28 protein-coding genes and 2 tRNA genes are annotated in these 23,694 nt (G+C 31.6%); 13 read left to right on the forward strand and 17 right to left on the reverse strand.

Annotated features, from left to right (window positions below; translation table 11 throughout):
- Positions 1-2 precede the first annotated feature (2 nt).
- From MY1_RS01220 to MY1_RS01235, 4 genes are all read left to right on the forward strand, one after another.
- Positions 3-1,670 (forward strand): ribulose-phosphate 3-epimerase, encoded by a 1,668-nt coding sequence (locus MY1_RS01220; RefSeq protein WP_007549663.1) that lies wholly within the window; start codon positions 3-5, stop codon positions 1,668-1,670.
- On the forward strand, positions 1,667-2,641 hold the full coding sequence (locus tag MY1_RS01225) for a transketolase family protein (RefSeq protein ID WP_007549664.1): 975 nt from the start codon (positions 1,667-1,669) through the stop codon (positions 2,639-2,641). The genes MY1_RS01220 and MY1_RS01225 overlap by 4 nt, the downstream gene beginning before the upstream one ends.
- Positions 2,638-3,309 (forward strand): fructose-6-phosphate aldolase, encoded by a 672-nt coding sequence (gene fsa, locus MY1_RS01230; protein ID WP_007549665.1) that lies wholly within the window; start codon positions 2,638-2,640, stop codon positions 3,307-3,309. Before MY1_RS01225 ends, fsa begins: the two co-directional genes overlap by 4 nt.
- Positions 3,310-3,388: 79 nt before the next feature.
- Complete coding sequence (locus MY1_RS01235) at positions 3,389-3,661, forward strand: hypothetical protein (RefSeq protein ID WP_007549667.1); 273 nt, start codon at positions 3,389-3,391, stop codon at positions 3,659-3,661.
- A gap of 237 nt (positions 3,662-3,898) precedes the next feature.
- Here the strand turns inward: MY1_RS01235 and MY1_RS01240 are convergent, their stop codons facing one another.
- Positions 3,899-4,915: a magnesium transporter CorA family protein gene (locus MY1_RS01240; protein ID WP_007549668.1), complete on the reverse strand. Its 1,017-nt coding sequence runs from the start codon at positions 4,913-4,915 to the stop codon at positions 3,899-3,901.
- Between the two features lie 275 nt (positions 4,916-5,190).
- Between MY1_RS01240 and MY1_RS01245 the strand changes: the two genes are divergently transcribed.
- A tRNA-His gene (locus tag MY1_RS01245) sits at positions 5,191-5,262 on the forward strand.
- Positions 5,263-5,443: 181 nt separating this feature from the next.
- On the opposite strand, the gene MY1_RS01250 is transcribed toward MY1_RS01245, so the two are convergent.
- From MY1_RS01250 to MY1_RS01265, 4 genes are read right to left on the reverse strand one after another with little or no spacing between them, the layout of a single operon-like run.
- A complete protein-coding gene (locus MY1_RS01250) occupies positions 5,444-5,791 on the reverse strand; it encodes a hypothetical protein (RefSeq protein WP_048109351.1) in 348 nt (115 codons plus the stop codon).
- Positions 5,792-5,831: 40 nt separating this feature from the next.
- Positions 5,832-6,590 (reverse strand): class I SAM-dependent methyltransferase, encoded by a 759-nt coding sequence (locus MY1_RS01255; protein ID WP_007549670.1) that lies wholly within the window; start codon positions 6,588-6,590, stop codon positions 5,832-5,834.
- A 25-nt stretch (positions 6,591-6,615) separates the two neighbouring features.
- Positions 6,616-6,885 (reverse strand): stationary phase-response protein, encoded by a 270-nt coding sequence (locus MY1_RS01260; RefSeq protein ID WP_007549671.1) that lies wholly within the window; start codon positions 6,883-6,885, stop codon positions 6,616-6,618.
- A 36-nt stretch (positions 6,886-6,921) separates the two neighbouring features.
- Entirely contained in the window at positions 6,922-7,230 is a 309-nt protein-coding gene (locus MY1_RS01265; protein ID WP_007549672.1) for a Rieske (2Fe-2S) protein, read from the reverse strand.
- Positions 7,231-7,281: 51 nt separating this feature from the next.
- Here MY1_RS01265 and MY1_RS01270 point away from each other — a divergent pair, with 51 nt between their 5' ends.
- The gene (locus MY1_RS01270; protein WP_007549673.1) at positions 7,282-8,058 is read left to right on the forward strand and encodes a GNAT family N-acetyltransferase; all 777 of its coding nucleotides are present in this window, start codon (positions 7,282-7,284) and stop codon (positions 8,056-8,058) included.
- Here MY1_RS01270 and MY1_RS01275 read toward each other — a convergent pair.
- Both MY1_RS01275 and gltX read right to left on the reverse strand, forming a co-directional pair.
- Positions 8,055-8,924 carry a fumarylacetoacetate hydrolase family protein gene (locus MY1_RS01275; RefSeq protein WP_007549675.1) on the reverse strand — a complete coding sequence of 290 codons (870 nt, stop codon included), beginning with the start codon at positions 8,922-8,924 and terminating at the stop codon, positions 8,055-8,057. The genes MY1_RS01270 and MY1_RS01275 overlap by 4 nt on opposite strands.
- Positions 8,925-8,935: 11 nt before the next feature.
- Complete coding sequence (gene gltX, locus MY1_RS01280; protein WP_007549677.1) at positions 8,936-10,642, reverse strand: glutamate--tRNA ligase; 1,707 nt, start codon at positions 10,640-10,642, stop codon at positions 8,936-8,938.
- 418 nt (positions 10,643-11,060) lie between these two features.
- On the opposite strand from gltX, the gene MY1_RS09765 reads away from it, so the two are divergent.
- The 3 genes from MY1_RS09765 to MY1_RS09630 all read left to right on the forward strand — a co-directional run bounded on the left by MY1_RS09765 (position 11,061) and on the right by MY1_RS09630 (position 12,424).
- Positions 11,061-11,210, forward strand: coding sequence for a hypothetical protein (locus MY1_RS09765; protein WP_007549679.1), 150 nt, complete (start codon positions 11,061-11,063; stop codon positions 11,208-11,210).
- 173 nt (positions 11,211-11,383) lie between these two features.
- The gene (locus tag MY1_RS01285) at positions 11,384-12,184 is read left to right on the forward strand and encodes a helix-turn-helix transcriptional regulator (protein ID WP_007549680.1); all 801 of its coding nucleotides are present in this window, start codon (positions 11,384-11,386) and stop codon (positions 12,182-12,184) included.
- A 66-nt stretch (positions 12,185-12,250) separates the two neighbouring features.
- Positions 12,251-12,424, forward strand: coding sequence for a hypothetical protein (locus MY1_RS09630; RefSeq protein WP_157832748.1), 174 nt, complete (start codon positions 12,251-12,253; stop codon positions 12,422-12,424).
- A 46-nt stretch (positions 12,425-12,470) separates the two neighbouring features.
- Here the strand turns inward: MY1_RS09630 and MY1_RS01290 are convergent, their stop codons facing one another.
- The 8 genes from MY1_RS01290 to MY1_RS01325 are packed head-to-tail and all read right to left on the reverse strand — an operon-like array spanning position 12,471 to position 18,742.
- Entirely contained in the window at positions 12,471-13,451 is a 981-nt protein-coding gene (locus tag MY1_RS01290; RefSeq protein WP_007549683.1) for a polyprenyl synthetase family protein, read from the reverse strand.
- Positions 13,448-14,089, reverse strand: a complete 642-nt coding sequence (gene idi / locus MY1_RS01295; protein ID WP_007549685.1) for an isopentenyl-diphosphate Delta-isomerase — start codon at positions 14,087-14,089, stop codon at positions 13,448-13,450. Before idi ends, MY1_RS01290 begins: the two co-directional genes overlap by 4 nt.
- Positions 14,082-14,834: an isopentenyl phosphate kinase gene (locus tag MY1_RS01300; protein WP_007549686.1), complete on the reverse strand. Its 753-nt coding sequence runs from the start codon at positions 14,832-14,834 to the stop codon at positions 14,082-14,084. Before MY1_RS01300 ends, idi begins: the two co-directional genes overlap by 8 nt.
- Positions 14,835-14,857: 23 nt before the next feature.
- Entirely contained in the window at positions 14,858-15,805 is a 948-nt protein-coding gene (gene mvk, locus MY1_RS01305; RefSeq protein WP_007549687.1) for a mevalonate kinase, read from the reverse strand.
- Positions 15,802-16,635: an MEMO1 family protein gene (locus MY1_RS01310; protein WP_007549688.1), complete on the reverse strand. Its 834-nt coding sequence runs from the start codon at positions 16,633-16,635 to the stop codon at positions 15,802-15,804. Before MY1_RS01310 ends, mvk begins: the two co-directional genes overlap by 4 nt.
- Complete coding sequence (rpsB, locus tag MY1_RS01315) at positions 16,635-17,258, reverse strand: 30S ribosomal protein S2 (RefSeq protein ID WP_007549689.1); 624 nt, start codon at positions 17,256-17,258, stop codon at positions 16,635-16,637. The genes MY1_RS01310 and rpsB overlap by 1 nt, the downstream gene beginning before the upstream one ends.
- Positions 17,259-17,265: 7 nt before the next feature.
- A complete protein-coding gene (gene eno / locus MY1_RS01320; RefSeq protein ID WP_007549690.1) occupies positions 17,266-18,504 on the reverse strand; it encodes a phosphopyruvate hydratase in 1,239 nt (412 codons plus the stop codon).
- A 1-nt stretch (position 18,505) separates the two neighbouring features.
- Positions 18,506-18,742 carry a DNA-directed RNA polymerase subunit N gene (locus tag MY1_RS01325; RefSeq protein ID WP_007549691.1) on the reverse strand — a complete coding sequence of 79 codons (237 nt, stop codon included), beginning with the start codon at positions 18,740-18,742 and terminating at the stop codon, positions 18,506-18,508.
- Between the two features lie 52 nt (positions 18,743-18,794).
- On the opposite strand from MY1_RS01325, the gene MY1_RS01330 reads away from it, so the two are divergent.
- Positions 18,795-18,879: transfer RNA gene (locus tag MY1_RS01330), tRNA-Leu, on the forward strand.
- 23 nt (positions 18,880-18,902) lie between these two features.
- Here MY1_RS01330 and MY1_RS01335 read toward each other — a convergent pair.
- Positions 18,903-19,517, reverse strand: coding sequence for a translin family protein (locus MY1_RS01335; protein WP_007549692.1), 615 nt, complete (start codon positions 19,515-19,517; stop codon positions 18,903-18,905).
- Between the two features lie 73 nt (positions 19,518-19,590).
- Here MY1_RS01335 and MY1_RS01340 point away from each other — a divergent pair, with 73 nt between their 5' ends.
- From MY1_RS01340 to cobT, 3 genes are read left to right on the forward strand one after another with little or no spacing between them, the layout of a single operon-like run.
- The gene (locus MY1_RS01340; RefSeq protein WP_007549695.1) at positions 19,591-20,235 is read left to right on the forward strand and encodes an NAD(P)H-hydrate epimerase; all 645 of its coding nucleotides are present in this window, start codon (positions 19,591-19,593) and stop codon (positions 20,233-20,235) included.
- Entirely contained in the window at positions 20,232-20,843 is a 612-nt protein-coding gene (locus tag MY1_RS01345; protein ID WP_007549697.1) for a hydroxyacylglutathione hydrolase family protein, read from the forward strand. The genes MY1_RS01340 and MY1_RS01345 overlap by 4 nt, the downstream gene beginning before the upstream one ends.
- Positions 20,840-21,913 (forward strand): nicotinate mononucleotide-dependent phosphoribosyltransferase CobT, encoded by a 1,074-nt coding sequence (cobT, locus tag MY1_RS01350; protein WP_007549699.1) that lies wholly within the window; start codon positions 20,840-20,842, stop codon positions 21,911-21,913. The genes MY1_RS01345 and cobT overlap by 4 nt, the downstream gene beginning before the upstream one ends.
- Here the strand turns inward: cobT and glmS are convergent.
- Complete coding sequence (gene glmS, locus MY1_RS01355) at positions 21,900-23,660, reverse strand: glutamine--fructose-6-phosphate transaminase (isomerizing) (RefSeq protein WP_048109360.1); 1,761 nt, start codon at positions 23,658-23,660, stop codon at positions 21,900-21,902. The two genes, cobT and glmS, sit on opposite strands and share 14 nt — an antisense overlap.
- Positions 23,661-23,694: the final 34 nt, after the last annotated feature.

Below are 23,694 nucleotides of genomic sequence, written 5' to 3' on the forward strand. Positions count from 1 at the left end.
AAATGAGACTAAATTATTATCTAATCAAAAAAAATGTTCTTCGTGCTCGTAAATTAGTAATTAAAGCATTGAACAATGCAGGTTCTGGTCATCCAGGAGGGTCTTTCTCTATGGCCGAAATCTTAGGATGTTTATTTTACAAACATTTGCAGTATGAACCAAATAATCCTCAATGGGAAGATCGGGATCGCCTGATCTTGTCTAAAGGGCATGCAGGACCTGGCTTGTTTTCAAATATGGCTGTTGCAGGGTATTTTCCAGAATCCCAACTTGAAACTTTAAGACAATTTGGAAGTAAATTACAGGGTCATCCTGATCTAAAATGTCCTGGAGTTGAATTCTGTGGTGGTTCTTTGGGAACCGGTTTGTCTTATTCTATTGGTGTTGCACTTGCTGGTAAAATTGATGGTAAAAATCATCATGTCTATACTATAATAGGTGACGGTGAGTCAGATGAAGGTCAAATATGGGAAGCAGCAATGACAGCTGCAAAATACAAGGTAGATAATCTTACGGCCTTTTTGGATAGAAATTTTATACAACAGGATTCATACACAGAAAAAATTATGCCATTAGATGAAAAACTAGAAGGAGATGATATCTCTGAAATGTGGAAAGATGCTTCACGATGGAAGACAGGTGATAAATGGAGATCATTTGGATGGAATGTAATTGAAATTGATGGACATAGAATTGAACAAATAGATGCAGCTATTACTAAAGCAAATTCTACAAAAGGAATCCCATCAATAATTATCGCTAGAACAATTAAAGGAAAAGGAGTTGAACACATGGAAGATAATCCGCAATGGCATGGAAAAGCACCTGATTCAGATGTTACACCAATAATTGATTTAGAACTTGATTCTCAGTTTATGATTGCCCCATCAATCATTGCTGGTGATATGAATAATCTTGAAAATGAGATTAAGCGATGTATATCTGGTAGAGCCGACTTTATTCATCTTGATGTTATGGATGGCCAATTTGTTCCAACCAAAACTTTCGATCATACAAAAATCAAAGAATTACGATCATTAACAGTGCTCCCATTTGATACTCATCTGATGATCAATGAACCTGTAAAACATGTCAAAGATTATGTTGAAGCTGGAAGTGATATAATTACTGTACATGCTGAAGTTTGTGATGAAACAAGTTTTGGTGAAATACATGATTATCTAAAACAAAATAAAGTTGGTGTGGGTCTTGCAATTAATCCAAATACTGACCTTCCTGAATGGTCTTACAAATTCATTGCCTCTCTTGATCAATTAATTGTAATGTCTGTTGTACCTGGAAAATCTGGTCAAAAATACATTGAAGAAACCCATGAAAAAATGACTAGATTGAAAGCTATTCTAAATGTGCACAAGTTTTCTGGTTATATTGAGGCTGACGGTGGTGTAACTTTTGATAATATTGGTTCTTGTTTTGCAGATGGCGCTCGAGTTTTTGTGGGTGGTAGTGCAATTATTGGAAAACAAGATGTACGTGGTGCTATTAGAGATTTTAGAAATCAGGTTCTTAAAACTAGACGAAAATTATTACTTGATAAAGCAAATGAATTAGGAGGTTCTGAACTCGTTAAAAAATGGATTGGACTACATGTTGTTGGAGAAAAGCAAGAACAGATTAAACAAATAGCAAAAGAGGCAAGTTATCTTTGAATCCACCTACTATGACTGACATGCGTTCAGAGTATTCAAAAATACTAATTGAACTAGGAAAAGAAAATTCAAACATAGTAGTTTTGGGTGCAGACACAACTGATTCACTCAAAACTTCTGGTTTTGGAAAAGCATTTCCAAATAGATTCTTTAATGTAGGTATTGCAGAAGCTAATCTAGTTTCAATGTCTGCAGGACTTGCAGCTTCTGGAAAAATATCCTTTGCTAGCACTTATGCTATATTTTTGCCTGGTCGCGCAGTTGATCAAATAAGAAATGGAATAGCATATCCTTCTCCTGGAAATAAAAAAGGTCTTAATGTAAAATTAGTAGTTTCTCATGGTGGTCTATCAGTTGGACCAGATGGCGGTTCACATCAACAAATTGAAGATATTGCAATAATGAGAGTGATTCCAAATTTCCGAGTTTTTATCCCTGCCGATACAATTGCAGTTTCAAAATTAACTAGATTAATGGCAAATGAATACGGTCCATTTTACATGAGAATGGCAAGATCAAACACACCAGTAGTTCATTCTGAATCCCAAGATTTCCAAATTGGTAAAGGAATTACAATTCATGATGGTTCTGATTGTACTATTGCTGCATGTGGAATTACTGTAAGAATGGCACTTGAAGCAGCTGAATCTTTACAACATGAGGGAATATCTTGTAGAGTGTTGGACATGTTTTCTATAAAGCCAATTGATGGCGATATATTAGAAAAAGCAGCCAGAGAAACCGGATGCATAGTTACATGTGAAGAACATAATATTTTAGGAGGTATGGGCTCTGCAGTTGCAGAATCTGTTTCTGAAAGATATCCTGTCCCAATTAAAAGAATTGGCGCTCAAGATATGTTTGGCGAATCTGCACGAGATAACGAAATTCCACTACTTTTGGAAAAACATGGAATAACATCTTTTAATATGGTCAAACAAGTAAAAGAAATAAGGAGTAGAAAATTATGAAAATTTTTCTTGATAGTGCAAATTTAGAATCCATAAGAAAATTCAATGATATGGGTTTGTTGGATGGAATTACCACAAATCCATCTCTCCTGTCAAAAGAAGGTGGTAATCCAAAAGACGTTATGCAAGAAATCACCAAAATTATCAAAGGCGACGTTAGCCTGGAAGTTGTAAGTACTGAATATTCTGAAATGATTGAAGAAGGAAAACGATTACGTCAATACGGTAAAAATGTTGTTGTTAAAGTCCCAATGACTTCTGATGGTTTGAAGGCCTGCAAATCTCTTTCATCTGAAGGAATTCCTGTAAATGTTACTTTAGTTTTTTCTCCAAACCAAGCATTACTGGCTGCAAAATCAGGAGCAAAATATGTTAGCCCATTTATCGGCCGATTGGATGATGTTGGTCAGGATGGAATGAAATTGATTGAAGACATTAAAGAAATATTTGATAATTATAAGGATGATTTTAAAACACAGATTCTTGTTGCAAGTATTCGTCATCCGTTACATGTTATTGATGCCGCAAAAATTGGAGCACACGTTGTAACTTTACCTCCAAATGTTCTAGATAAAATGCTCCAACACCCATTAACAACTATCGGGCTGGAAAATTTTCTATCTGATTGGAAAAAACTAAAAGATGGAAATTCTGACATTAAAATTTAAAATTTACATATCCAAAATTATATGTACAATTATCTGATATAATGAGCTTAAATAAATATAAGATAACTTACCTAACCTTATGGGAAAAATCAAGATTAGAACCGGTAGGGGAACTGGAACCAGAGAAATTGATGACGATAAAAAAGGCTGGGCAGGCGACGAATACAAAAAAATTCAAGACGAAAAGAAAAAACAAGCCGCAAATAGAATGATTCATACCGGTAGAGGAACTGGCTCAAAAAGACTAGGAGATTTACCAGATTCAAAACCAAGACCTTCAACCGAGGGTATGACCCGAATCACTGGTAGAGGAACAGGTTCAAGAAAGAGTACTAACAAAGGTTCATCATAGAACCTCAATTTTCCTTTTTAATTTCGTATATGTTATTCAAATGTTATTTATTCACTAAAAATCATCTTTGTGATATTCTGTAAAATTATTCAACCTATAACTACACTCATTTTATTATAATGTGTATTACTCACAAAATTTAGTATTAATTGATATGATGCAATTATCTTATCTGGTATATTTTTTAAAATTGAAAACTATTTTTTTATAATATTCTGCAGTGAATATTATGTTGTTTTATCTACCAATCCAACCCAGTTTTTTGAAATAAATAAACATCAATGCGACAGGTATTGTTGATGCCAAAATAATTAATATTAATACTGTATATGGTCCTAAAAATGATACTTGATCATTTAACCCCCCTGGCAAATTTATATTCATCCCATAAAATGTTCCAATCACTGTTCCGGGAATTGCAAATGTAAAAATTATTGTTAATGCCGCAAGTACTTTATTTGTTTTTTCAGTACTTAACATGAAGTCAGTATCTTTGTAAATTTCCATTGTCTCTCTAGATTCTTCCAGCGTTTCAATTACTTTATCAATATGATCTATTACATCATCAAAATACAGTGATAGATCATCTTCCTCAGAAAATTTTTTAATATTTTTTGTAATTTCTAATACAAATTTCTTTAATGGATTTGCTATTCGTCTCATTACATTAATTTCTCTTCTAAGTAAGGCTATACTTCTTGCAACAGATATTTTTTCATCAAAAACTTCATCTTCAAGATCATCTAAATTTGCAATTACTTTTCTTGATATATGTAAGAGTTCATCCACTAGAATGTCTATTATTTCATGGAGGAGATATTCTACGGATTTTCCTAATATTCTTTCTTTTCTATGTGCATCTAAATCATTTTTACAAATATTTACTAAATCTACTAATGGCTTTAAATCCCCTTGATGAACTGTTATTAGAAAATCTTTTCCGATGAATATTGATAACTGACTATTTCTTGAAATTCCCGGTTGTCTTAATAGAGATGGAAAATGTAATATCACAAAAAAATGATCCTGATAACTATCTAGTTTTGGAAGTTCTGATTTAGTCATACAGTCTTCAATGTTTAATGCATTCAAACGGTATGTTTCAGCTAATTTTTCAATATCACTTCTATCTGGATTTTGTAGATCAATCCACAAAAATCTCTTACCCTCAACGGTTTCAATTTTTCTTTCTACAGGTACCGCTTGTGGTTTTTTCCCAACATGTAGTCTATTAGTAATGAATCCTTTTTTCAAGTTGAATGGTAACTCGATTTAACAAATTTAAAGCGATCGCTTTTTTCCCTATTTTTTTATAATTTTCATGAATTTGATTCTTTTCTAGAATTTTATGCTATTTCCATGGAAGAAAGAAATTGACGCCAATCCATGTAAGCCCAATTGTTATTCCCATAGCTATCCACCAAAATCTCATGACTATAAATTCTGTTAGTTAATAATAAATCTACAGGCTAATTTTCAATGAGATAAATCAAAGATTATTACGGGATAAACAATTTTTTATTCTTGTGGCCCTCGTAGTACAGTGGCTAGTATAGGGGACTGTGGATCCCCGGACAGGGGTTCGATTCCCCTCGAGGGCCTACAAATTTTTTTTATGATTTTAACCTACAATTTCTCGTGCAATTCTGTCATGACATGAGCATTTACAAAATCTGTAAAAATTTCCATCATGTTCTGAATTGCAAGTATTGCAACCTTTACCTTCTGCCATTTTTGCAGTTTTTATAATTGTGATATTTTTATTTTTTGGTAAATTACTTTTTAAAAAATGCCATATTTGCTTGATTCCATTTCTTCTTTTATTGCCAGCTTAAATCTGGGTATTTTACCTTCTAAATTACTTGTAAGCCAAGATAGAAATTTTTTTTCTAAACCCTTCCCTTTGAATTTATCAAAATCAACTCCCATCTGATCAGCTAGTTTTTCTACTAATGTTTTATTAACACTAACAACAAAAAAGTGCCATCCAAAAGCAAATTCAGAATCTGTCATAACAAAATCATCTTGGCTGTGAACCATTTCTTCCAAAAGTGAAAGCTGGTTTGTTATTGCCTTACTTGTTTTATCATAATCTATTGCAGATACATTAATGTTAATTCTATCCATCATGATTCTATATGATTTACATAAAATAAAAGGATTGCACAAATTATTTTAAAAGATGTTCAAAATCAATATTGAAATGAGTTTTCATTATGTCTATGTACGTTTTAATGGATTCCGGGATTTTCTCTCCACACGATACTCCTAAATTCTTTGCATTAATCCAAATTACTAGAGTTTGAATAATTGTCAAAAATCTATCATTTTCAACTTCTGGAGTACTGATAGCTTTTGTATATCTCTCAGCAAATTCCCATGCTGTTACAAAATCTACACATTTTACTCCAAAAACTGCTAATACTTGTTCTTGTAAACTATTTGCTTTTTTAAAAGGAACTAAATTAATTATGTATGGAAATTTTACTTTTTCAGGAAGGCAATCTGACAATGGCCCCCAAATTGTAATTATTCTTGTCCCTGCTTTTAGATCTTTAAATTTATTCATCATATTATTGATGATATCTTCATTTGTAAACCAAAACAAAATTGCGGTAGCATCAGAAATGTCCACATTTTGTATGTCATCACAAATTAATTTACCTTGTATCTTATTTTTATCTAGAATATTTTTTGCTAGTTTAATTTTTTCTGGATTGTTATCAACACCTACAGCTTTTTTCACCTGATATTCTTTTAATGCTATGGAGATTCCAGTTCCATCTCCACATCCAAGATGATAAAAAATATCATTTTTTTCTAATTTTAAAAAATTAAAAATATCTCTAAATGATTTCTCTGGTAATTGAACTTCTTCTCCACTAACTATGCTTTCGGGTAATGATTTGAGATATTCTTCTATTTTCAATATTATGATTAAAACTACACTTGAATTATTCTCTTATGCTTTCAAGTTTTGAAACTGCTTGCCATAACTGTGTTCTTACATATGAGGGCATATTTGGATCTTGTGTAACATCATCAAGTAAACTTATTGTATTGTTTGCTCTTACTGACAATGAATATTCTTCATTATTTAATTCTGCTATTAAATCTGTAATTGACTTTTTAATTGTCTTTGGCGTTGAATGACTTGTAGCAATTTGATTTAATGTTTCAATTGCTTCTTTCATTGATTCTTTGTTTTGTTTTTCATCAGCCATTTTTTACACCATTTAATGTTAATTTGAGGTATATAGTCACATCTCTAGAAATATGTTATCTGACTCTATTGATACGTTATATGATGCTACATCTCTAATTTTAGCTGGGAATTTAACTAATTTACCAGTTTTACAATCAAATTGGGCTCCATGCCATCCACAAATCACATTACAGCCATCTAATTTTCCCTCTGAGAGACTTGAACCAGAATGAGTACATGAATCATCCATGGCACAATATGCACCGTCAACATTTGCAACCATTATTTCTTTACCGTCAATTGACACTTTGATCATTTTTCCAGGAGGAACATCTGCTGTTTTTCCGACTATAATTTTACCCATTATCGTTTTTAATCAATCATTCTTAATATTTTTTCGTATATGTGTACAATTATGATAAGAAATGCAGTTGATTCAGATAAATCTGTAATACTGAACTTTTGTCATAATACTTTTTCATGGGGTGATTATATTCAAGATGTCTGGAATTCTTGGTTGTCTGAAGATAATTTATTCATTGTAGAGAAAGAGCATCCAATTGGTATGACTCATGCATTTTTCTCTAAAAATCAAGTATGGATTGAAGGAATCCGAATTAATCCAGATTTTCGTAGACAAGGTTTCGCTAAAAAATTAGTCCAACATGTAGAATTAATTGCTAAAGAAAAACAAATTCCATTTTCTTTTATGTTAATAGATGTTAAAAATCACAAATCTCTTTCAATGGCAAAAAACCTTGGTTATGGTATATTTCAAACCTGGAATTTTTATTCACTTCTTCCTCAGATTAATAATAGTCATGAAATTCAATTTGGCAATAGTTTTGATCAATCAAAAATTCCTCATTATGTAAAATCTTGGAGATGGTTGCCTTTAGATAAAAAAACCATATTGTATTTTTACAAACAAAACAAAATAATTTTTTCAGATAAATCCGGTCCAATTTCTATTGCAGTTCTAACTGATTCTGAGCATTTTGATAAAATTTTGATTGTAACTTTAATTTCTGGCTCATTATCCAATACATTAGATCTAATTTTATACATACAAAACTATGGAGCGGAAAACAAATATCAAAAAATACAAATTTTAACTAGAGCCAAATTATCTACAATAAACACATTAGAACACAAAATTACATTTAATCTAATGAAAAAATCTTTGGTCTAATTCTCATTTACAAATCTGATTGTATTTTTTAAAATACCTAAATTCTCAATTTCCATCTCTACTTTATCCCCATTTTTAAGAAATACTGCATTAGGTTTGTTCAGCATTACTCCTGCTGGAGTTCCAGTTGAAATGATGTCCCCTTTTTCTAGAGTCATAACCTTACTTAATCTCGAAACTATTTCTGGTATTTTTATGAACATGTTACTTGTAGATGAATTCTGTCGTATCTCCCCATTAATTTTGGTTGTTAATTTTAAGTTCTGTGGATCTTTGATTTCATCTGCCGTTGTTATCCATGGTCCAGATGGTGCAAATGTATCAAAACTTTTCCCTCTAGTGAATTGCTTGTCTTTAAACTGAATATCGCGTGCAGATACATCGTTTAGTATCATATATCCAAATATTGCATCTACAGCTTGCTTTTCATTGATGTTTTTACAATTTTTACCTATAATCAAAGCTAATTCAACTTCATAATCCAACTGCGTAACAAAGTCTGGGCAAATTATGTCAGAACCTGTACCGTTTAAAGCAGTTCTAGGTTTTAGGACTATGGCAGGTTCATCAGGTGGCGATAAATTCTGTTCTTTTGCATGATCTATATAATTAAAAGCTAAACATATTATTTTATTTGGATTTGGAATTGGACTTAATAATTTAAATTTTGAAATGTTTTCTTCGTATGGTAGAGTATCAATTTTATCTTTGATTTCATCAAACCATCCATCAAAAAGAAAATCCTTGATACTTTGTGGAATTGGAACTCCTGTTTGATAAGTTATTTCATCCTTTGTTGCAACTCTATCTCCTTTTACAAAACCATATGTTTCATTATTTTCATGAACTAATCTTGCTATCTTCATAATTTTCTCACTTACTTGTGTGTAAAAATTGCCTGATTTTGTGAATCTTTTCTACAATATCCAAATCTAACAAATTGTATTTCTTCACCATCTTTTAATTCTAAATAATGGGGTTCTGTATAAACCTCTAATTCTTCTAAACTATCTTCATTAAATTTTTCATCAATAAACAATTGTTTTGGAATAAGAATTTTGATCATGTGGGCATCTTTCTGTGGAATCCATTGTATTTTTTGTATGTCTGAATTAGATTCACCTTCCATAAATTCTCCTAATAACTCTCCATTATTTTTTGATATTTTGATATTGCCTAATCCTAACAATCTGATTTGAGTACCTTTCATATTTTCAACGTCTTCTCCTGAAATGTAGAAATTCTCATCAATGTTGATTTTTCTTTTACCCATATTCTTTATTGGGTGATTGGCAATTTCTACAAATGAAAATGGTAATTTTTTAATTGTAAGTTTTTTTGGTTTGCTTACCATGAATAATCTAATACTATCCGCATCGACAAATTTTCTGTTAAATGACTCAAGAGCATCAAATGGTGCTAATGTATTTGCTTTAGTTAATCCTAATGATAAGATGAATTTTTTTATTGCTTCTGGTTTAATCCCTCTTCTTCTAAGTGACTCTAAAGTAGGTAATCTTGGATCATCATACCACGATACTTTACCTTCTTCAATCAATGGTTTAAGAATTCTTTTTGATATTGGCATTCCTTTGAATTCAAGTCTAGAAAAGAAATCTTGATATGGTTTTCGCATATTTAGTGCATCTAAAATAGCATCTATCAGCTCTTTTCTTAATTCAAATTCCTTTGAACGAAATGCATGGGTTACACCATCAATACTATCCTCTATTGCAACAGCAAAATCATAACTTGGCCAAACTCGATATTTGTTTCCAAGTGTGTAATGTTTTTCTTCTATTATTCTAAACAATACTGGATCTCTCATTACTGCATTATCTGCCTTCATATCTCCTCGAAATCTTACAATTGCATCTCCAGGCTTAAATTTGCTAAACATTTTCTCCCATCCTTTATTACTTTGTTTAATATCTCCTCTACTACATTTACAAGCTATACGCTCCCGTCTATTTTCACTAATATCCTCTCTTTTACAAGTACAAACGTAAGCCTTTCCAGAATTAATTAGTTCTATACCTTTTTCATAAAATATTTCCATATCATCTGAAGTATTTTTTATCACATCAAATTTTATTCCTAACCAGTCTAACCCAACTTTAATTGCAGCATGATATTCCATTCTTTCAGCTTCTGGATTAGTATCATCCATTCTTAAAATGAATTTTCCACCATACATTTTTGCATATTCTGCATTAATGATAGCTGCTTTAGCATGTCCTATGTGTGGATATCCGTTAGGTTCTGGTGGAAATCGAGTAATTACTTTTCCATACTCTGCATTTTTTAGTGGAGGAAGCCCTTCTCTTTCTTCAGTTTTTTCCTTTGGGATTAAAATATCTGGAAAATTTTCTTCAATCTCTTTTCTTTGTTCTTCAAATGATAATTGATTAATTTCAGAAACAATTGTCTTAATCTCTTCAGATATTTCTTTTACTCTTGTTCTAAACTCTGGTTTTGTTCCTAGGATCTTTGCTAATACAATTTTATCCTGAGTTTTTCCTTCATGTTCAAATGCATTTTGTAAAGCTATTTTTCGAATCTCTTTTTTTGTTTCTTCGTCCAAAGTATCTACCTATGTCTTGCTGTTTGCATTGCCTTTTTTATACTCTGTCTGATTTTAGGTAGATTCTCAATATTTTTCACGTACAGAAAAAATTCTTGGGTTTATTCTAAAATTCAATGTTATTTCATTTTCTGTATTGGAATTTCTAATAATTTACACCTAGAGTCAATTAACATACATTGTGAATGAATTTGCTCAACGGTGATAAATCCACATTTATGACAAAAAAATTCATTTTCTTTCTTACAAACACTGCATTTTTTATTCACTTCTAGTGTTTCACCACACTTTCTACATGACTCTATTCTCATTAATTTTCCAATCTCTTTAAACTACATTATACTTGGTCAGCTAGCAAGCTTACTTGTGTGATCTATGATTTACTCTACTCTATAATCTGCTAATGTATACTATAATCATGACAACAAAACTTGTTCAGGAAAACAATACCTGGAACAAAATGGTTCATGCACCATTCAAAAAAGTCGTAAAATTCGATCTTATTTGCATGGGTCTTGGAATCATGATGGGTATTGGAATGGGCGCTTACTTGGTTGCAGGAGCATAACCTCCTCACCAAATTTTTTATGTACTGTAACATATGATGATTATTGAATTTTGATCAAAAATTTGTTATCTAAATAAGAATGATCTGTTTAAAATAGAAAAACTTGAAAAATTATTAAAATAACCACAAGATATCTGCAATTATTTTTAACCAGCGATAAAGATGATTAATTGATGGCTGATCTCATTGATAAAACTGCAAACTATGTTTTAGATCTTGCTAGCCCTCAAAGGCTTAATATTTTATTTAAATTATTAAGTAAAGATTCTACTCCTACCGAAATTGCAAAGGAATTAGAATCAACCAAGCAAGAAGTTCATAGAAATTTTATTAGATTAGAAGAAAGTGGTCTTATTGAGAAAAAAAATAACGGAAAATACAGCACTACTACATTTGGAGAAACGGTTTGCACACAAGTTCCAACAATAGTTTTCTTTTCCCAAAATAGAAAATATTTTGAAGAACATACATTTATTGACATTCCTTACAAATTTAAAATTCGGTGTGGGCAGCTTGCAGTAAGTCAACATGTTAAAGGTATATCAAAAGTTTTGGAGCAATGGAAGACAATTTATAAAAATTCTAGGGAGTACATATATGAAATATTATCTGAAGCTCCTTTGGATCTTATCGAGCCTTTAGTCAAACAAATTAAAAAAGGAATTAAATTTCAGTATATCTTCTCTGAATCCACAGTAGTTCCTAAAGGAAGAAAGGATTTATTGAAAAAATTAGGATTTAACAATCTTATTGAAAAAGGATTGATAGAACGAAAAATGGCAAAAAATGTTCAGACTGTAATAGTTCTAAATGAAAAAGAGGCATGTGTTTTATTTCCTAAAAATGATGGTGAATCCGATCTTACTGAAATGTTTTATAGTGATGATCCTATGTTTCATGAATGGTGTCTCGATTATTTCCGATTTTGTTGGTATGGTTCAGATGAATTCATTGAGAGTAAGTTAAAAGAATAATTTTGTACTCATTTTCACATAATTTACATCATATCATTTTTTTGTAGGAATGAACTATACCACATAATGTCTAATGATGTTATGAGATCATTAATTATAATGATTCAAAACCACTATGGCGATACTGACATTTTATTAAGAATTTTAAATAATCTTAAAAATGAGAAGCCATTATTTCCACCAGACAAGGAATATCTGGATATTATTTTACAAAAATATTTTCCAAATGAAAAATTTTGAATTTTCAATATGTAAATTATTTTATTAAACTAAATTTTTTTTAAATCTATACGCTTCTTTTTACTACAAAATCTAAAAGATCTATTAATTCTGTTTTAGCAGTACCTGAATAATTTGAAAGCGATTTTTTTGCCATTTCTGCATAATGTAACGCCTGCATTCTTACCTCTTCTTCTATTCCAAGTGAACGAATAATATCTACAGCTTTTTCAAGCTCATTTTTACTTGCTTTTGTATTCCCGAATACTTTTAGAATCACTTTTTTATCTTCACCTTTTGCTGATTTTATTGCCATAAGAATTGGAAGGGATTTTTTACCTTCTCTAAGATCATTACCAACAGGTTTTTTTGTAATCTTTGAATCTCCCATTACACCAATAAGATCATCTGTAATTTGAAAAGCAATTCCTAAATTCTTACCAAAATTTGATAAATTTGAAATATCTTTTTGATTACCTGTTGCACAAATTGCACCCATCGAACAAGATACATCAAATAATGCAGCGGTTTTTTTACCAATCATTGTGATATACTCGTTTTGTGTAGGGATCCTTTTTTCTTCAGCCATTTTTACGTCTAATAATTGGCCTTCACATACATCTACACATGCCTTTGCCAATCTGGAAACTAATTGAACTATTGCATCGTTGGATAATTTTGCATTTGAAATAATTTGATATGCCTTAGAAAATAATACATCTCCAGCTAGTATTGCAATTGGCATTCCAAATTTTTTATGCACTGTGGGTACTCCATGACGCATTTCATCATTATCCATAATGTCATCATGAACTAAAGTAAAGTTATGTATCATTTCTACTGCACTAGCAGCAGGCATTGCAATTACTGTACTACCTCCTAATATTTGACAGCTCTTCATTACCATATGAGGTCTGAGTCTTTTTCCTCCATGGATGATGAGATGTGATGCTGCATCATATAGCATTTTAGGATCTCCTTTTATCTTGGAATTTAGATATCTATTGACAATTTTTGCATTTTTTTCAATCGTGCTTGTTTTTTTCATCTTATTAATCTCCATTTATCATCTGGAAGATGATTATGTATTGCTTTTTTCAATTCTGTTTGCAAATCTGAATTAATCCAAGATGATAAAACATCTTTATATTTTTCTAACATTTTATTTTCAGATCTGTCTAGAAATATCAATGCAATTAACATCCATGGACAATAAATTTTTGGATTGTTTTTAATTTCAGAAAGAAGTTCAGATGCTGAAATCCATTTTATCTCATCTATCTCTCCTTCTATCATTTTAAATTTAGTTGATTCATCAACAATCCCAATTAGAGTACCACAAATTTCGTTCTCAGAACCTATATTTTTGTAAGGTACATGATATTCAAACTTCATTAAATAATCCATCTTACAAGAAATACCCACTTCTTCAGGCATTCTTCGTTCAGCTGATGCTGTGTATGTCTCACCCTCTCTTGGATGACTAGCTACCGTTCCATCCCAATCTTCTGGCCATAACATTTTTTCTTTTGCTCTTCTTGTTAGAACCAATCTTCCATTTTTATCAAATAGCAAGGCTGTAAATGCTCTGTGAAGTTTTCCATTTGGTAAATGGCATCTTACCTTTTCTTCTGAACCTATAGGATTATCGTTTTCATCAACCAAAATTACATACTCATCAGACATTTTTTTTACCTCTGAACAATGTTCCTTCATACTTGTTGTTTTTAACCGCTTTCACTATTCTCTCTGGTTTGTTACCATTTACAAAAAAAACATTCATTCCACTTTTTGCAATGTTAGATGCTTCATCTACCTTTCTAGTCATTCCTCCTGTTACATCCATTTTATTTTCAGAAATTTTAGGATTTTCTCCTTTTAATTCATAAATTAATTTTTTAGTTTTTAGATCTGAGTATAATCCATCTTCGTTTAAAGCAAAAATTACTAATCTTGGTTTTAAAATTTTTGCTAAATGAGTCATTATTTTATCTCCTGATAAAATGTATGTTTTCTTATTTCCATACCAAAGTGCATCTCCATACGTGATCGGTATTAATCCTGATTTTGCAATTTCAGTTATTTCTTTTACTTTTTTTATCACTGGAATATTTCCTGACATAAAATCCGTTGGAGGAAGAGAGTATGGATTTAGCTTATTTTTTACAAATACATTTAATATTATTTTGTTAAGATCAATCATTGAATTTTTAACTACAGATACTCCATGTATGTCATATCTATTTGGTTTAGTATGCATATCATATTTTACAGACCAATAATGCCCAAATGATCCTCCTCCATGAACAATAATGATTGGTTCATCAATTTTCTTCAAATTTTTTGCAATATTTTCTACAACTTTCTTTCTAGGACTAAGCGGTTTTTCTTTATTTGTGATAATAGAACCTCCTAGTTTTATGAGAATCATGCAGACATCAAATACCTAGTCCATTAAAAAGTATCCAATCCTTTAAAATCGATTTTTACAGAAAAGCATTCATAATCATTCATCTTTAATTCCGAAATAATTTTTTCTAAATTTGATTCATCGGATAAAGCAATAATACATCCACCTCCACCTGCACCCGTAATTTTTGCCCCAAACGATGAATTTTCTGCTTTTTCTATCATTTTTCGTAATTTTTCATTAGAGATACCTATAATTTCTAAAAATTTTTGATTGTCCTTCATACATTTACCCAATCCTTGTAAATCATTATTTTTTAACATGATTTTAACACGATTTACTAATTCTAATTCTTTTTGGCACATGATGGAAAATTTTTCTTCATTTTTTTCTTTGAATTGCTTAACATTTGATACAACCACTTCTGTTGAATGCTCAATGTTAGAATTTGCAATAACTAGATGAAAGTTTGGTTCAGATTTAATTTGAGAGAATCCTTTTTCTTTATCATATTCCATCAGTCCACCAAACGTACACACTGTACAATCTGCTCCAGATGTATTTTGAAAAATTGTTCTTTCTGCCTCTATAGCTAACTCTAAAATTTTTTCTTTACTAGTTTTTTCAAATAATTTGGATATTGCGGCTGCACCTGCTACACAACATGCAGATGAGGATCCTAATCCTACCCCTGATGGAATTTCTGATTTTACATAAATCTTAATTCCCTCTGATTGATTATATTTTTTAATCATTTTATTTGCTAAATATACAAATGGTTTTAATGGTGAACTTATTTCATTCATTGATTTATTGAGTGAAACTTCTAATTCTCCGATGTTTGACTTAATTATAATTTTGTTTTCAGGAATTTTTTCAGCTGTGACTGTAACTCTTTTATCAATAGCACAAAGAATTGCTTTTATTCCATACACAACAAAATGTTCTCCAAAAAGAATGACCTTTCCAGGTGCAGAGGCTTTAGAAATCAAGTGAAAATGATCGACCCATATCCAACAACAGAACTCTTATCTCCTGAAATATCTCCACTTGTAGCATATTTTAATAACTCTCCTTTTGTTGCACCGATCTCTTTACATGCAATCATTGTTGATGCGATGGCACCATATCCACATGCACTAATGTCTTTTTTATGTAAAATATCATAAAATCTGTCTACATCTAACTCTAAAATAGGCTCAATTAATGCTGCATCTTGTTCATATGCAAACTTGTTAGACTCGTAATGTGTAAAATCTGAAGAACCTATGATCATGACTTTGTTTTTCTGAGCTATTTTTGCCACAGCAATACCCACTTTAATTGCAATTTCTTTACTCTGATTTATTAAAGCAATGGGAACTATTTTGAAATTTGCTGCAATCTCTTGTAATATTGGAATTTGCACTTCAAGACTATGTTCTCTTGAATGAGAAAAATTATCTATTTCAATTACATCTGTTAATTTTGAAATCTCTTCTGCAATTTCAGAATTAACTTCGATTTCTCCTAGAGGCGTTTCCCATTTAGTATCTGTCATTGTTGCTACACTACTTCCTATTCCCCAATGGTTTGGTCCTATGATGATGAATAGATTCGGTAGGTCTGAAGATATTTCATAAAATGAGTTACATGCTATTGGACCTGAATACACATATCCTGCATGTGGGCAAATCACTCCAAAAATTTTTTTTTTGATATTTGATGGTGGGATTTTACCTGGACCGAAATTATGTAGAAAACATTCTTTGATTACTTTTTTTAATTCTTTTTTTTCATTTGGATAGAACATTCCGGCTACTGCCGGCGTTCTAATTTGCATTACTCTATTTCCTCTTCCGTTATCTTTGTTTCAAAATCATCGATTTCGTATTTCATTGGTTCATCTTCTTTTAATTCTCCTCTTTCGATGAGAATTTGACGAACCAATAACCAATATACTGTGGCAAGAGCTTTTCTTCCTCTGTTGTTTGCAGGAATAATTACATCAAGTTTTGATGTAATGTTATCTGTATTTGAAATTCCAATTACTGGAATACCGGCATTTGTAGCTTCTGTAATTGCTTGTACATCTACTTGAGGATCGGAAATTAAAACTAATTTTGGTTCAATATAATATGGTAAAGATGGATTTGTAAGAGTTCCAGGCATAAATCTGCCAAGTAATTTTTTAGAACCTAGCATTTCACAAAATTTCTCAATTGGAGTATTGGCATACTGTCTAGCTGAGCATACAATTAGTTTATCTGTTCCTAAACGATTGATAAATTTAGCTGCTATTTTGATTTTTTCTAATGTTATATCGATATCTAACATGTAGAGTCCTTCAGGACTGGCTTTTGTGATAAACGGAGTCATGAATTTCGTCTTTACTGGAGTTCCTACTCTGATTCCAGTAGATAGGATCTTCTTTTTGATATCTGTGGATTCTGTTTGTTCACTCATAGCGATTTTAAATCTCTGCCATACCGCGTATTAAATCATGCTCTGATAGGCGTATAAGCTCATTTAACTTTGCGACCCTTTCTCCACCTACTATGCCAACTTTGAGCATTTTTGACTTTGTTGCTAATCCTATATGAGCAATATGCGAATCTGTAGATTCTCCAGATCTATGTGATGTGATTAATTTTATATTATTTTGATTAGCTACTTTAGCAAATTCAAATGCATCGTAAAGACTACCAGCCTGATTGACTTTTAGGATTGCAGCATTACATGATTTCATGTTGATTGCCTTTGTTAGAATGTCTTTATTTGTAACCGTTAGATCATCTCCTGTTACTAATGTTTTTGGAAATTTAGCAGTTAATTCTGCCATGTCTTCAAAAGCTTCTTCGTGAACTGCATCTTCTGCATAAATTAATTTATATTTTTTAATAATATTTGCTGCAAATTCAATTTGTTCTTCTGAAGAATTCACAAATCCCGCTCTTTCGTAAACATATTTTTCTTTTTCTTCACTCCATTGGGTAGATGATGCAAAGTCTACTCCTAATGCCACTTCTTTACCTAATGTAAATCCCAAATTCTCACAAGCTTTTGCTGAAAGTTCTAATGCTTTTTCATTTTTTAGTTTTGGAGCCCATCCTCCTTCATCCCCTCGTCCATTAGTAAAACTTGGATCTTCTTTTTCCAAAATACGACGTAATTCCTTATGAACTGCCAAATTAGTTTCAATTGCATCTCTAATTGTTTTTGTTCCTATGGCACAAATCAAAATTTCTTGTATATCTGGAGTTCCTGGTCCTGCATGCGCTCCTCCTCCTAAAATATTTCCTAAAGGAAACGGAAATTTGAAAGATGATTCTGATGATAATGTTTGAAACAAAGAGGTATCCTTTGCTTTTGATGCTGATTCCATTGAAGCAATACTTACTGCAAATGCAAGGGCGCCCCCAATTTTTGCATAATTTGAAGATTGATCTATACTTCTTAGTGTATCATGTATAGTCTTCAAATCTGATGATTCTAAACCAATAAATTTTTGAACATTCTCATTTAACATTCTAAGGCTTTCTTCAGGTTTTTCATTTGGGAAACTTACTGCTTCATACTTTCCAACGCTTGCTCCCGAAGGTGCACACACTCTACCTAGAAATTTATTTTCTGATATAATGTCAACTTCAACAGTTTTACTTCCGCGACTATTGTAAATAATACGTCCATTAATGGATGTTATTTTTGACAAACTATTCTAATTCTGATTGGACTTCTTGGTGTCTTCTTTGGATTGCTTCATAAAATGGAATAACCTGTTGAATAGTTTCCACTGTAGTCAAAAGCATTCTTCTACAACAATATCTGTTAATTCCCAAAGAATCTAGTCCTTTAGCTGGATCTTCTCCAGATCTTACTTTATTTTGATAATCTTCATACTTATCAGCAATTAAATTTCCACAGGTAAAACATCTAACAGGAATTAACATACGTACAAAAAAGTAATCAAGGATTATAAAAACCATACAAGGATTTTTTATTGCGGGTGTCGCCCAGCCTGGCCAAAGGCGCTAGCTTGAGGGGTTAGTCTCTTAGGAGTTCGTGGGTTCAAATCCCATCACCCGCATATTATTTGATTTAATGTAGATTCTATTTTTGAAGTTTGTTTAATGCTGCAATCAGATCTGAACGTCTTTTCTCTTCAGTAATTGCACCTCTTACATCATCAATTAAAATACGATCTACGTCTATTTTTCTTCTAGCTTCTTTTACCACTTTATCATACATTGAAAATGGATACAAATTCAAATACAGATTTTCCATCACTTCAAAAATTCTTGTTGCATCATCAATATCTCCAATCCTAATTTTATCAAAAATCATTCTTTTTAATTCTCCTATACAATCTAATAATCCTAAAACATATGATTCTGGCATTACTCCTAATTCTTTTTCTGAAGGAATTTCCTTTTTTTCAATTATGGCGATTAATGATGCAGCCTCGACAAATTCTTGTTCAGGTGTAATCATATATTTTTGAAGATCAGGTGTAGTTTTTTTCTTATATTTTTTTAACAAAATATCTGCTTGTTTAAGATAATTTTTTGCTATTTTAATATCCCCTTTATGGGACGATATGATTGATTTGCTAGAAATAATTATTACTTCTCTTGTATTTTTTAATAAAAATTCTCTAGCATCCTGAATTTCTGCTAAAGATTTTGCAATTTTATTTAAAGATGGCTTTACTTTCTTTAATGTCATGTTGGTGTATGGCAAAAGCCTAGAATAAATCATTTGCCAAAGCTCTTATTTTGGAATATTTCTTTTCTATATTATGGAGATAACTGTAGATCAAATGTATCAAATAGAAAATAATGGTCATGCTATGGGTTTTTTAAAAAAATTTATGATGGAAAATGCAGGAGCTGCAGCTGTACGACGATTAGTTGAAAAATTTGATGTCACGTCAAAAAATATTTTGATTTTTGTGGGTATGGGTAATAATGGCGGTGATGGTTTAGTTATGGCAAGACATCTTTCCGGATATGGAGCTATAGTGACAATACAACTTTTAGGATCTCCTGATAAAATAAAAACTGAAGAAAGTTCTTGGAATTGGTCTATTTTAAAAAAAATGCCTTCTGTAAAATTACTTAGCGGTGATAATTTACATTTTGATTTTATTCCAGATGTAATTATTGATGCAATATTGGGTACTGGAATATCTGGTGAAATTAGGGAGCCATATGTATCTGCAATTAATTACATTAACAATTCTAGTTGCTTCAAGTTTGCAGTAGATGTTCCATCTGGATTGGATCCACAAACAGGAGAAACTGCAAATATTTTTGTAAAATCTGATATGACAGTAACATTTCATAAAATGAAACAGGGTATACCAAAAAGAAAAGATTTGACTGGTGAATTATATGCAGAAAAGATAGGAATTCCTCCAGAGGCTGAAGAGGGAGTATTATGAAAGTACATCAAATTCAAGTTGGGAACATGCAGAATTTTACTTATGTCGTAGAGGATGAAGAGACCGATGAGGCTATAGTGATTGACCCTTCTTGGGATCTTGAACAAATTGAACAAATCATCCAACGAAATAATTTAAAAATAAAATATGTCATAAACACTCACCATCATTTTGATCATACTCTAGGAAATGAGGGTATGGTGAAATTAACCAATGCACAAATAATTCAGCATGAAAAATCAGAATTAAAACATGATATTGCTGTAAAAGATGGCGATGTAATTGAATTTGGGAATTCAAAGTTGACTGTTTTACACACTCCAGGTCATTCAAAAGATAGTATGTGTTTAATTGGAGATGGGAAAATTTTTTCTGGCGATACTCTTTTTGTAGGAAATTGTGGACGAATAGATCTACCTGGAGGAAGTGCCAAAGAATTGTATCACAGTCTTTTTGATGTTCTTTATTCATTAAATGACGATCTAATCCTTTACTGTGGACATAATTATGGAAATTCTTTAACATCTACTATTGGAAAAGAAAAGTTGACTAATTTTGTCATGCAAAAACGAACTGAACAAGAGTTTCTTGACATGATGGGACAATGAGCTATTTAGATGATTTTGAATTTTTTGGTAATGTGAAGAAAGCCCAAGATTTTGTTGATGGTGTTAAATCTGGAAATTTTTTATTCTCACTTGCAATATCTTATACTGAGACTTGTGAAATCCCCGGCATAACATTTGCTGGTGCTGACAAAGATTCAATAAAATTTACTCCTCCGGCAGACGCAGAATATCTTTACTATGGTTATTGTAAAACTATAGATAAAATTCCAATGACCCCTGACGGTAAACCTACACCTGGTTTACTTACAAAGACAGCATTAGAATCATGTAGCATTCCACATATAGTAATTAATGCTGGAAGTAAGATTTCTCCCCAACTGCCTTTTATACAAACCGATTTGTTACATGGACAAAATATTTCAGTTGAATCTGCAATGAATAATTCTCAAGTATCGCTGGCAGTAGATTATGGTAGAATGGTGGGAAGAACTTTAGCTTCAATGACTGATTGTTTGATTATAGGCGAAAGTATTCCGGGTGGTACAACCACTGCACTTGCTGTATTGCGTGGATTAGGATTCAAAGCTAATGTAAGCTCTAGTATCCCAAATAATCCTGTAGAACTAAAAAATCAAATTGTAAATACTGCATTAGAAAGAATAACTTCAAACAATCCCTATCATATAATATCTGAAGTTGGTGATCCTATGATTGCTTTTGTAACTGGTATGTTAAGCTCAGCATCTGAAGTGACCAAAGTAATGTTGGCGGGTGGTACACAAATGACTGCCGTATTGGCATTTGCCTCAAAAATTGGTTTCAATGAACAAAACACTGCTATTGGAACTACTTCCTATATCATTGATGATGAAAGTGCAAATTTTAAATCACTTGTTTCAGAAATTGCTGATATACCGGCAATAGCTGTAAACCCTGGACTTGTAAATTCAAAGTTTTCTGGACTAAAAGCATTCTCACAAGGATATGCAAAAGAAGGAGTTGGTGCAGGCGGTAGTATGATTGCGTCAATGATCAAAACTGGAAGCAATGCATCTAATTTTTTACCATTAGCCGAAAAAGAGTACCATAGACTTTTTACTTCACTGTGACTGATTTAGCCAAATTCCTTGGATAATCTGGATCTGTATCTTTTTCAATTGCAGCATAATATGATAACAATTGTATTGGAATTGTTTCTGAAATTGGATAGGTCAATTCACTAGTTTTTGGAATTTCTATCCAATAATCATAAACATCGCTTTTTTCATCTGATATGCCGATTATCTTTGCACCACGTGCTTTAATTTCTCTAGCACTCGTTAATGTATCCGAATATGTAGAATCCTTTGGATTAATTATTATTACAAAAACATTGGAATCCATAAGTGCCAGAGGCCCGTGTTTTAATTCCCCTCCAGCAATTCCTTCTGCATGAATGTATGTGAGTTCTTTTAACTTCAAAGCTGATTCTATAGCTATTGGATAATGAACTCCTCTACCTAAAACGTAAATATCTGAGATTTCTTTAATTTCCTTAGCAATGTTTCTTACTTGAGCATGATTTTCAAGAATCTTTGAAATTGCATTTGAAATTTCTTTATAATCTATAACAAAATTTCCATTACAAATCACTTCTACTAATTTGTATATTATAATAATTTGTGATGTGAAACTTTTTGTTGCAGCAACTCCTATCTCTGGACCACAATTCATGCCAATAATGAAGTCTGATTCTCTTGCCAAAGATGATGTAAGCGAATTTACTATGGATATGATCTTGCATTTCTCTTTTTTAGCAATATTCACAGCTTCTAACACATCTGCACTTTCACCACTTTGAGAAATTGCAATTAATGTTGACTCTGGTTCAATTATCTGAGATGAAAATTGTAATTCACTTGAAATTATGGTGTCTACCTTAATTTTTGCATATTTTGCTAAGATTTGTTTTGCTATTAGCGCTGCATTATAACTAGTTCCGCTTCCTGTTATGTAGATATTATTTGAATTTTTAATATGATTTCCTGCATTTTTTATGGCATTTTTAGTATTCTCTCCTGATTTGAATATGATATCAGGTTGTTCTGAAATTTCTTTTAATGTAAAATGTGCATAATCTCCTTTGTATGCATCTGCAAATTCTTTTGATACTTTAGTAATCTGTTGTTTTACAATATTTCCATTAAAATCAAAAATTTCCAATTTATCTTTTTCAATTAAAACAAAATTTCCATTTTCAATGTATATTGCATTATCTGTTTGTTCAATGAATCCTAAAACATCACTTGATAGAAAATAGCTGTTTTTTCCGATTCCTACAATTAATGGTTCATGGAATCTTGCAGCAGCCATTTGACCATTCTCAAACATTGCAACAAATGCATAATTCCCTTTCAACTCTGATACTGTTTTGATTATTGCATCTTTGACATTCTTGATCTTCTCATAATTTTTTTGAAGAAGATTAGCTATTACTTCGCTATCTGTTTCGCTTTTGAAAATATATCCCTCTTTTTCTAATTGTTTTTTTAATTCTTCAAAATTCTCTATAATTCCATTGTGTACTATTGCTAATTTTCCAGAATTGCTAGGATGTGGATGTGCATTGACATCTGTAACTTTTCCATGAGTTGCCCATCTAGTATGGCCTATTCCAATTTTTCCAGGTAATGAATCAAGTTGAATCTTGGAATTTACCTCCTCTACTTTTCCAGTTCCTTTTTTTAATTCAATTTGACTATTTGATTCAGTTGCAACCCCTACACTATCATATCCTCGATATTCCATTCTCCTTAATCCTTTGACTATTATGGGTGCTGCTACTTCATTTCCATAATACCCGATAATTGAACACATAGTTGATCTATTTTATAATGTGAGGGGTTATTTA

Origin of the sequence: Nitrosarchaeum koreense MY1 (assembly GCF_000220175.1) — an archaeon.
In the GTDB taxonomy this organism is placed as follows: Archaea; Thermoproteota; Nitrososphaeria; order Nitrososphaerales; family Nitrosopumilaceae; genus Nitrosarchaeum; species Nitrosarchaeum koreense.

Coding starts and splice junctions, on each gene's coding strand:
- MY1_RS01220 (WP_007549663.1), top strand. CDS start 3: ATGAGACTAAATTATTATCTAATCAAAAAAAATGTTCTTCGTGCTCGT.
- fsa (WP_007549665.1), top strand. CDS start 2,638: ATGAAAATTTTTCTTGATAGTGCAAATTTAGAATCCATAAGAAAATTC.
- MY1_RS01235 (WP_007549667.1), top strand. CDS start 3,389: ATGGGAAAAATCAAGATTAGAACCGGTAGGGGAACTGGAACCAGAGAA.
- MY1_RS01250 (WP_048109351.1), bottom strand. CDS start 5,791: ATGATGGATAGAATTAACATTAATGTATCTGCAATAGATTATGATAAA.
- MY1_RS01260 (WP_007549671.1), bottom strand. CDS start 6,885: ATGGCTGATGAAAAACAAAACAAAGAATCAATGAAAGAAGCAATTGAA.
- MY1_RS01265 (WP_007549672.1), bottom strand. CDS start 7,230: ATGGGTAAAATTATAGTCGGAAAAACAGCAGATGTTCCTCCTGGAAAA.
- MY1_RS01270 (WP_007549673.1), top strand. CDS start 7,282: ATGATAAGAAATGCAGTTGATTCAGATAAATCTGTAATACTGAACTTT.
- MY1_RS01275 (WP_007549675.1), bottom strand. CDS start 8,924: ATGAAGATAGCAAGATTAGTTCATGAAAATAATGAAACATATGGTTTT.
- MY1_RS09765 (WP_007549679.1), top strand. CDS start 11,061: ATGACAACAAAACTTGTTCAGGAAAACAATACCTGGAACAAAATGGTT.
- MY1_RS01285 (WP_007549680.1), top strand. CDS start 11,384: ATGGCTGATCTCATTGATAAAACTGCAAACTATGTTTTAGATCTTGCT.
- MY1_RS09630 (WP_157832748.1), top strand. CDS start 12,251: ATGTCTAATGATGTTATGAGATCATTAATTATAATGATTCAAAACCAC.
- MY1_RS01290 (WP_007549683.1), bottom strand. CDS start 13,451: ATGAAAAAAACAAGCACGATTGAAAAAAATGCAAAAATTGTCAATAGA.
- idi (WP_007549685.1), bottom strand. CDS start 14,089: ATGTCTGATGAGTATGTAATTTTGGTTGATGAAAACGATAATCCTATA.
- MY1_RS01300 (WP_007549686.1), bottom strand. CDS start 14,834: ATGATTCTCATAAAACTAGGAGGTTCTATTATCACAAATAAAGAAAAA.
- MY1_RS01310 (WP_007549688.1), bottom strand. CDS start 16,635: ATGCAAATTAGAACGCCGGCAGTAGCCGGAATGTTCTATCCAAATGAA.
- rpsB (WP_007549689.1), bottom strand. CDS start 17,258: ATGAGTGAACAAACAGAATCCACAGATATCAAAAAGAAGATCCTATCT.
- MY1_RS01325 (WP_007549691.1), bottom strand. CDS start 18,742: ATGTTAATTCCTGTTAGATGTTTTACCTGTGGAAATTTAATTGCTGAT.
- MY1_RS01335 (WP_007549692.1), bottom strand. CDS start 19,517: ATGACATTAAAGAAAGTAAAGCCATCTTTAAATAAAATTGCAAAATCT.
- MY1_RS01340 (WP_007549695.1), top strand. CDS start 19,591: ATGGAGATAACTGTAGATCAAATGTATCAAATAGAAAATAATGGTCAT.
- MY1_RS01345 (WP_007549697.1), top strand. CDS start 20,232: ATGAAAGTACATCAAATTCAAGTTGGGAACATGCAGAATTTTACTTAT.
- cobT (WP_007549699.1), top strand. CDS start 20,840: ATGAGCTATTTAGATGATTTTGAATTTTTTGGTAATGTGAAGAAAGCC.
- glmS (WP_048109360.1), bottom strand. CDS start 23,660: ATGTGTTCAATTATCGGGTATTATGGAAATGAAGTAGCAGCACCCATA.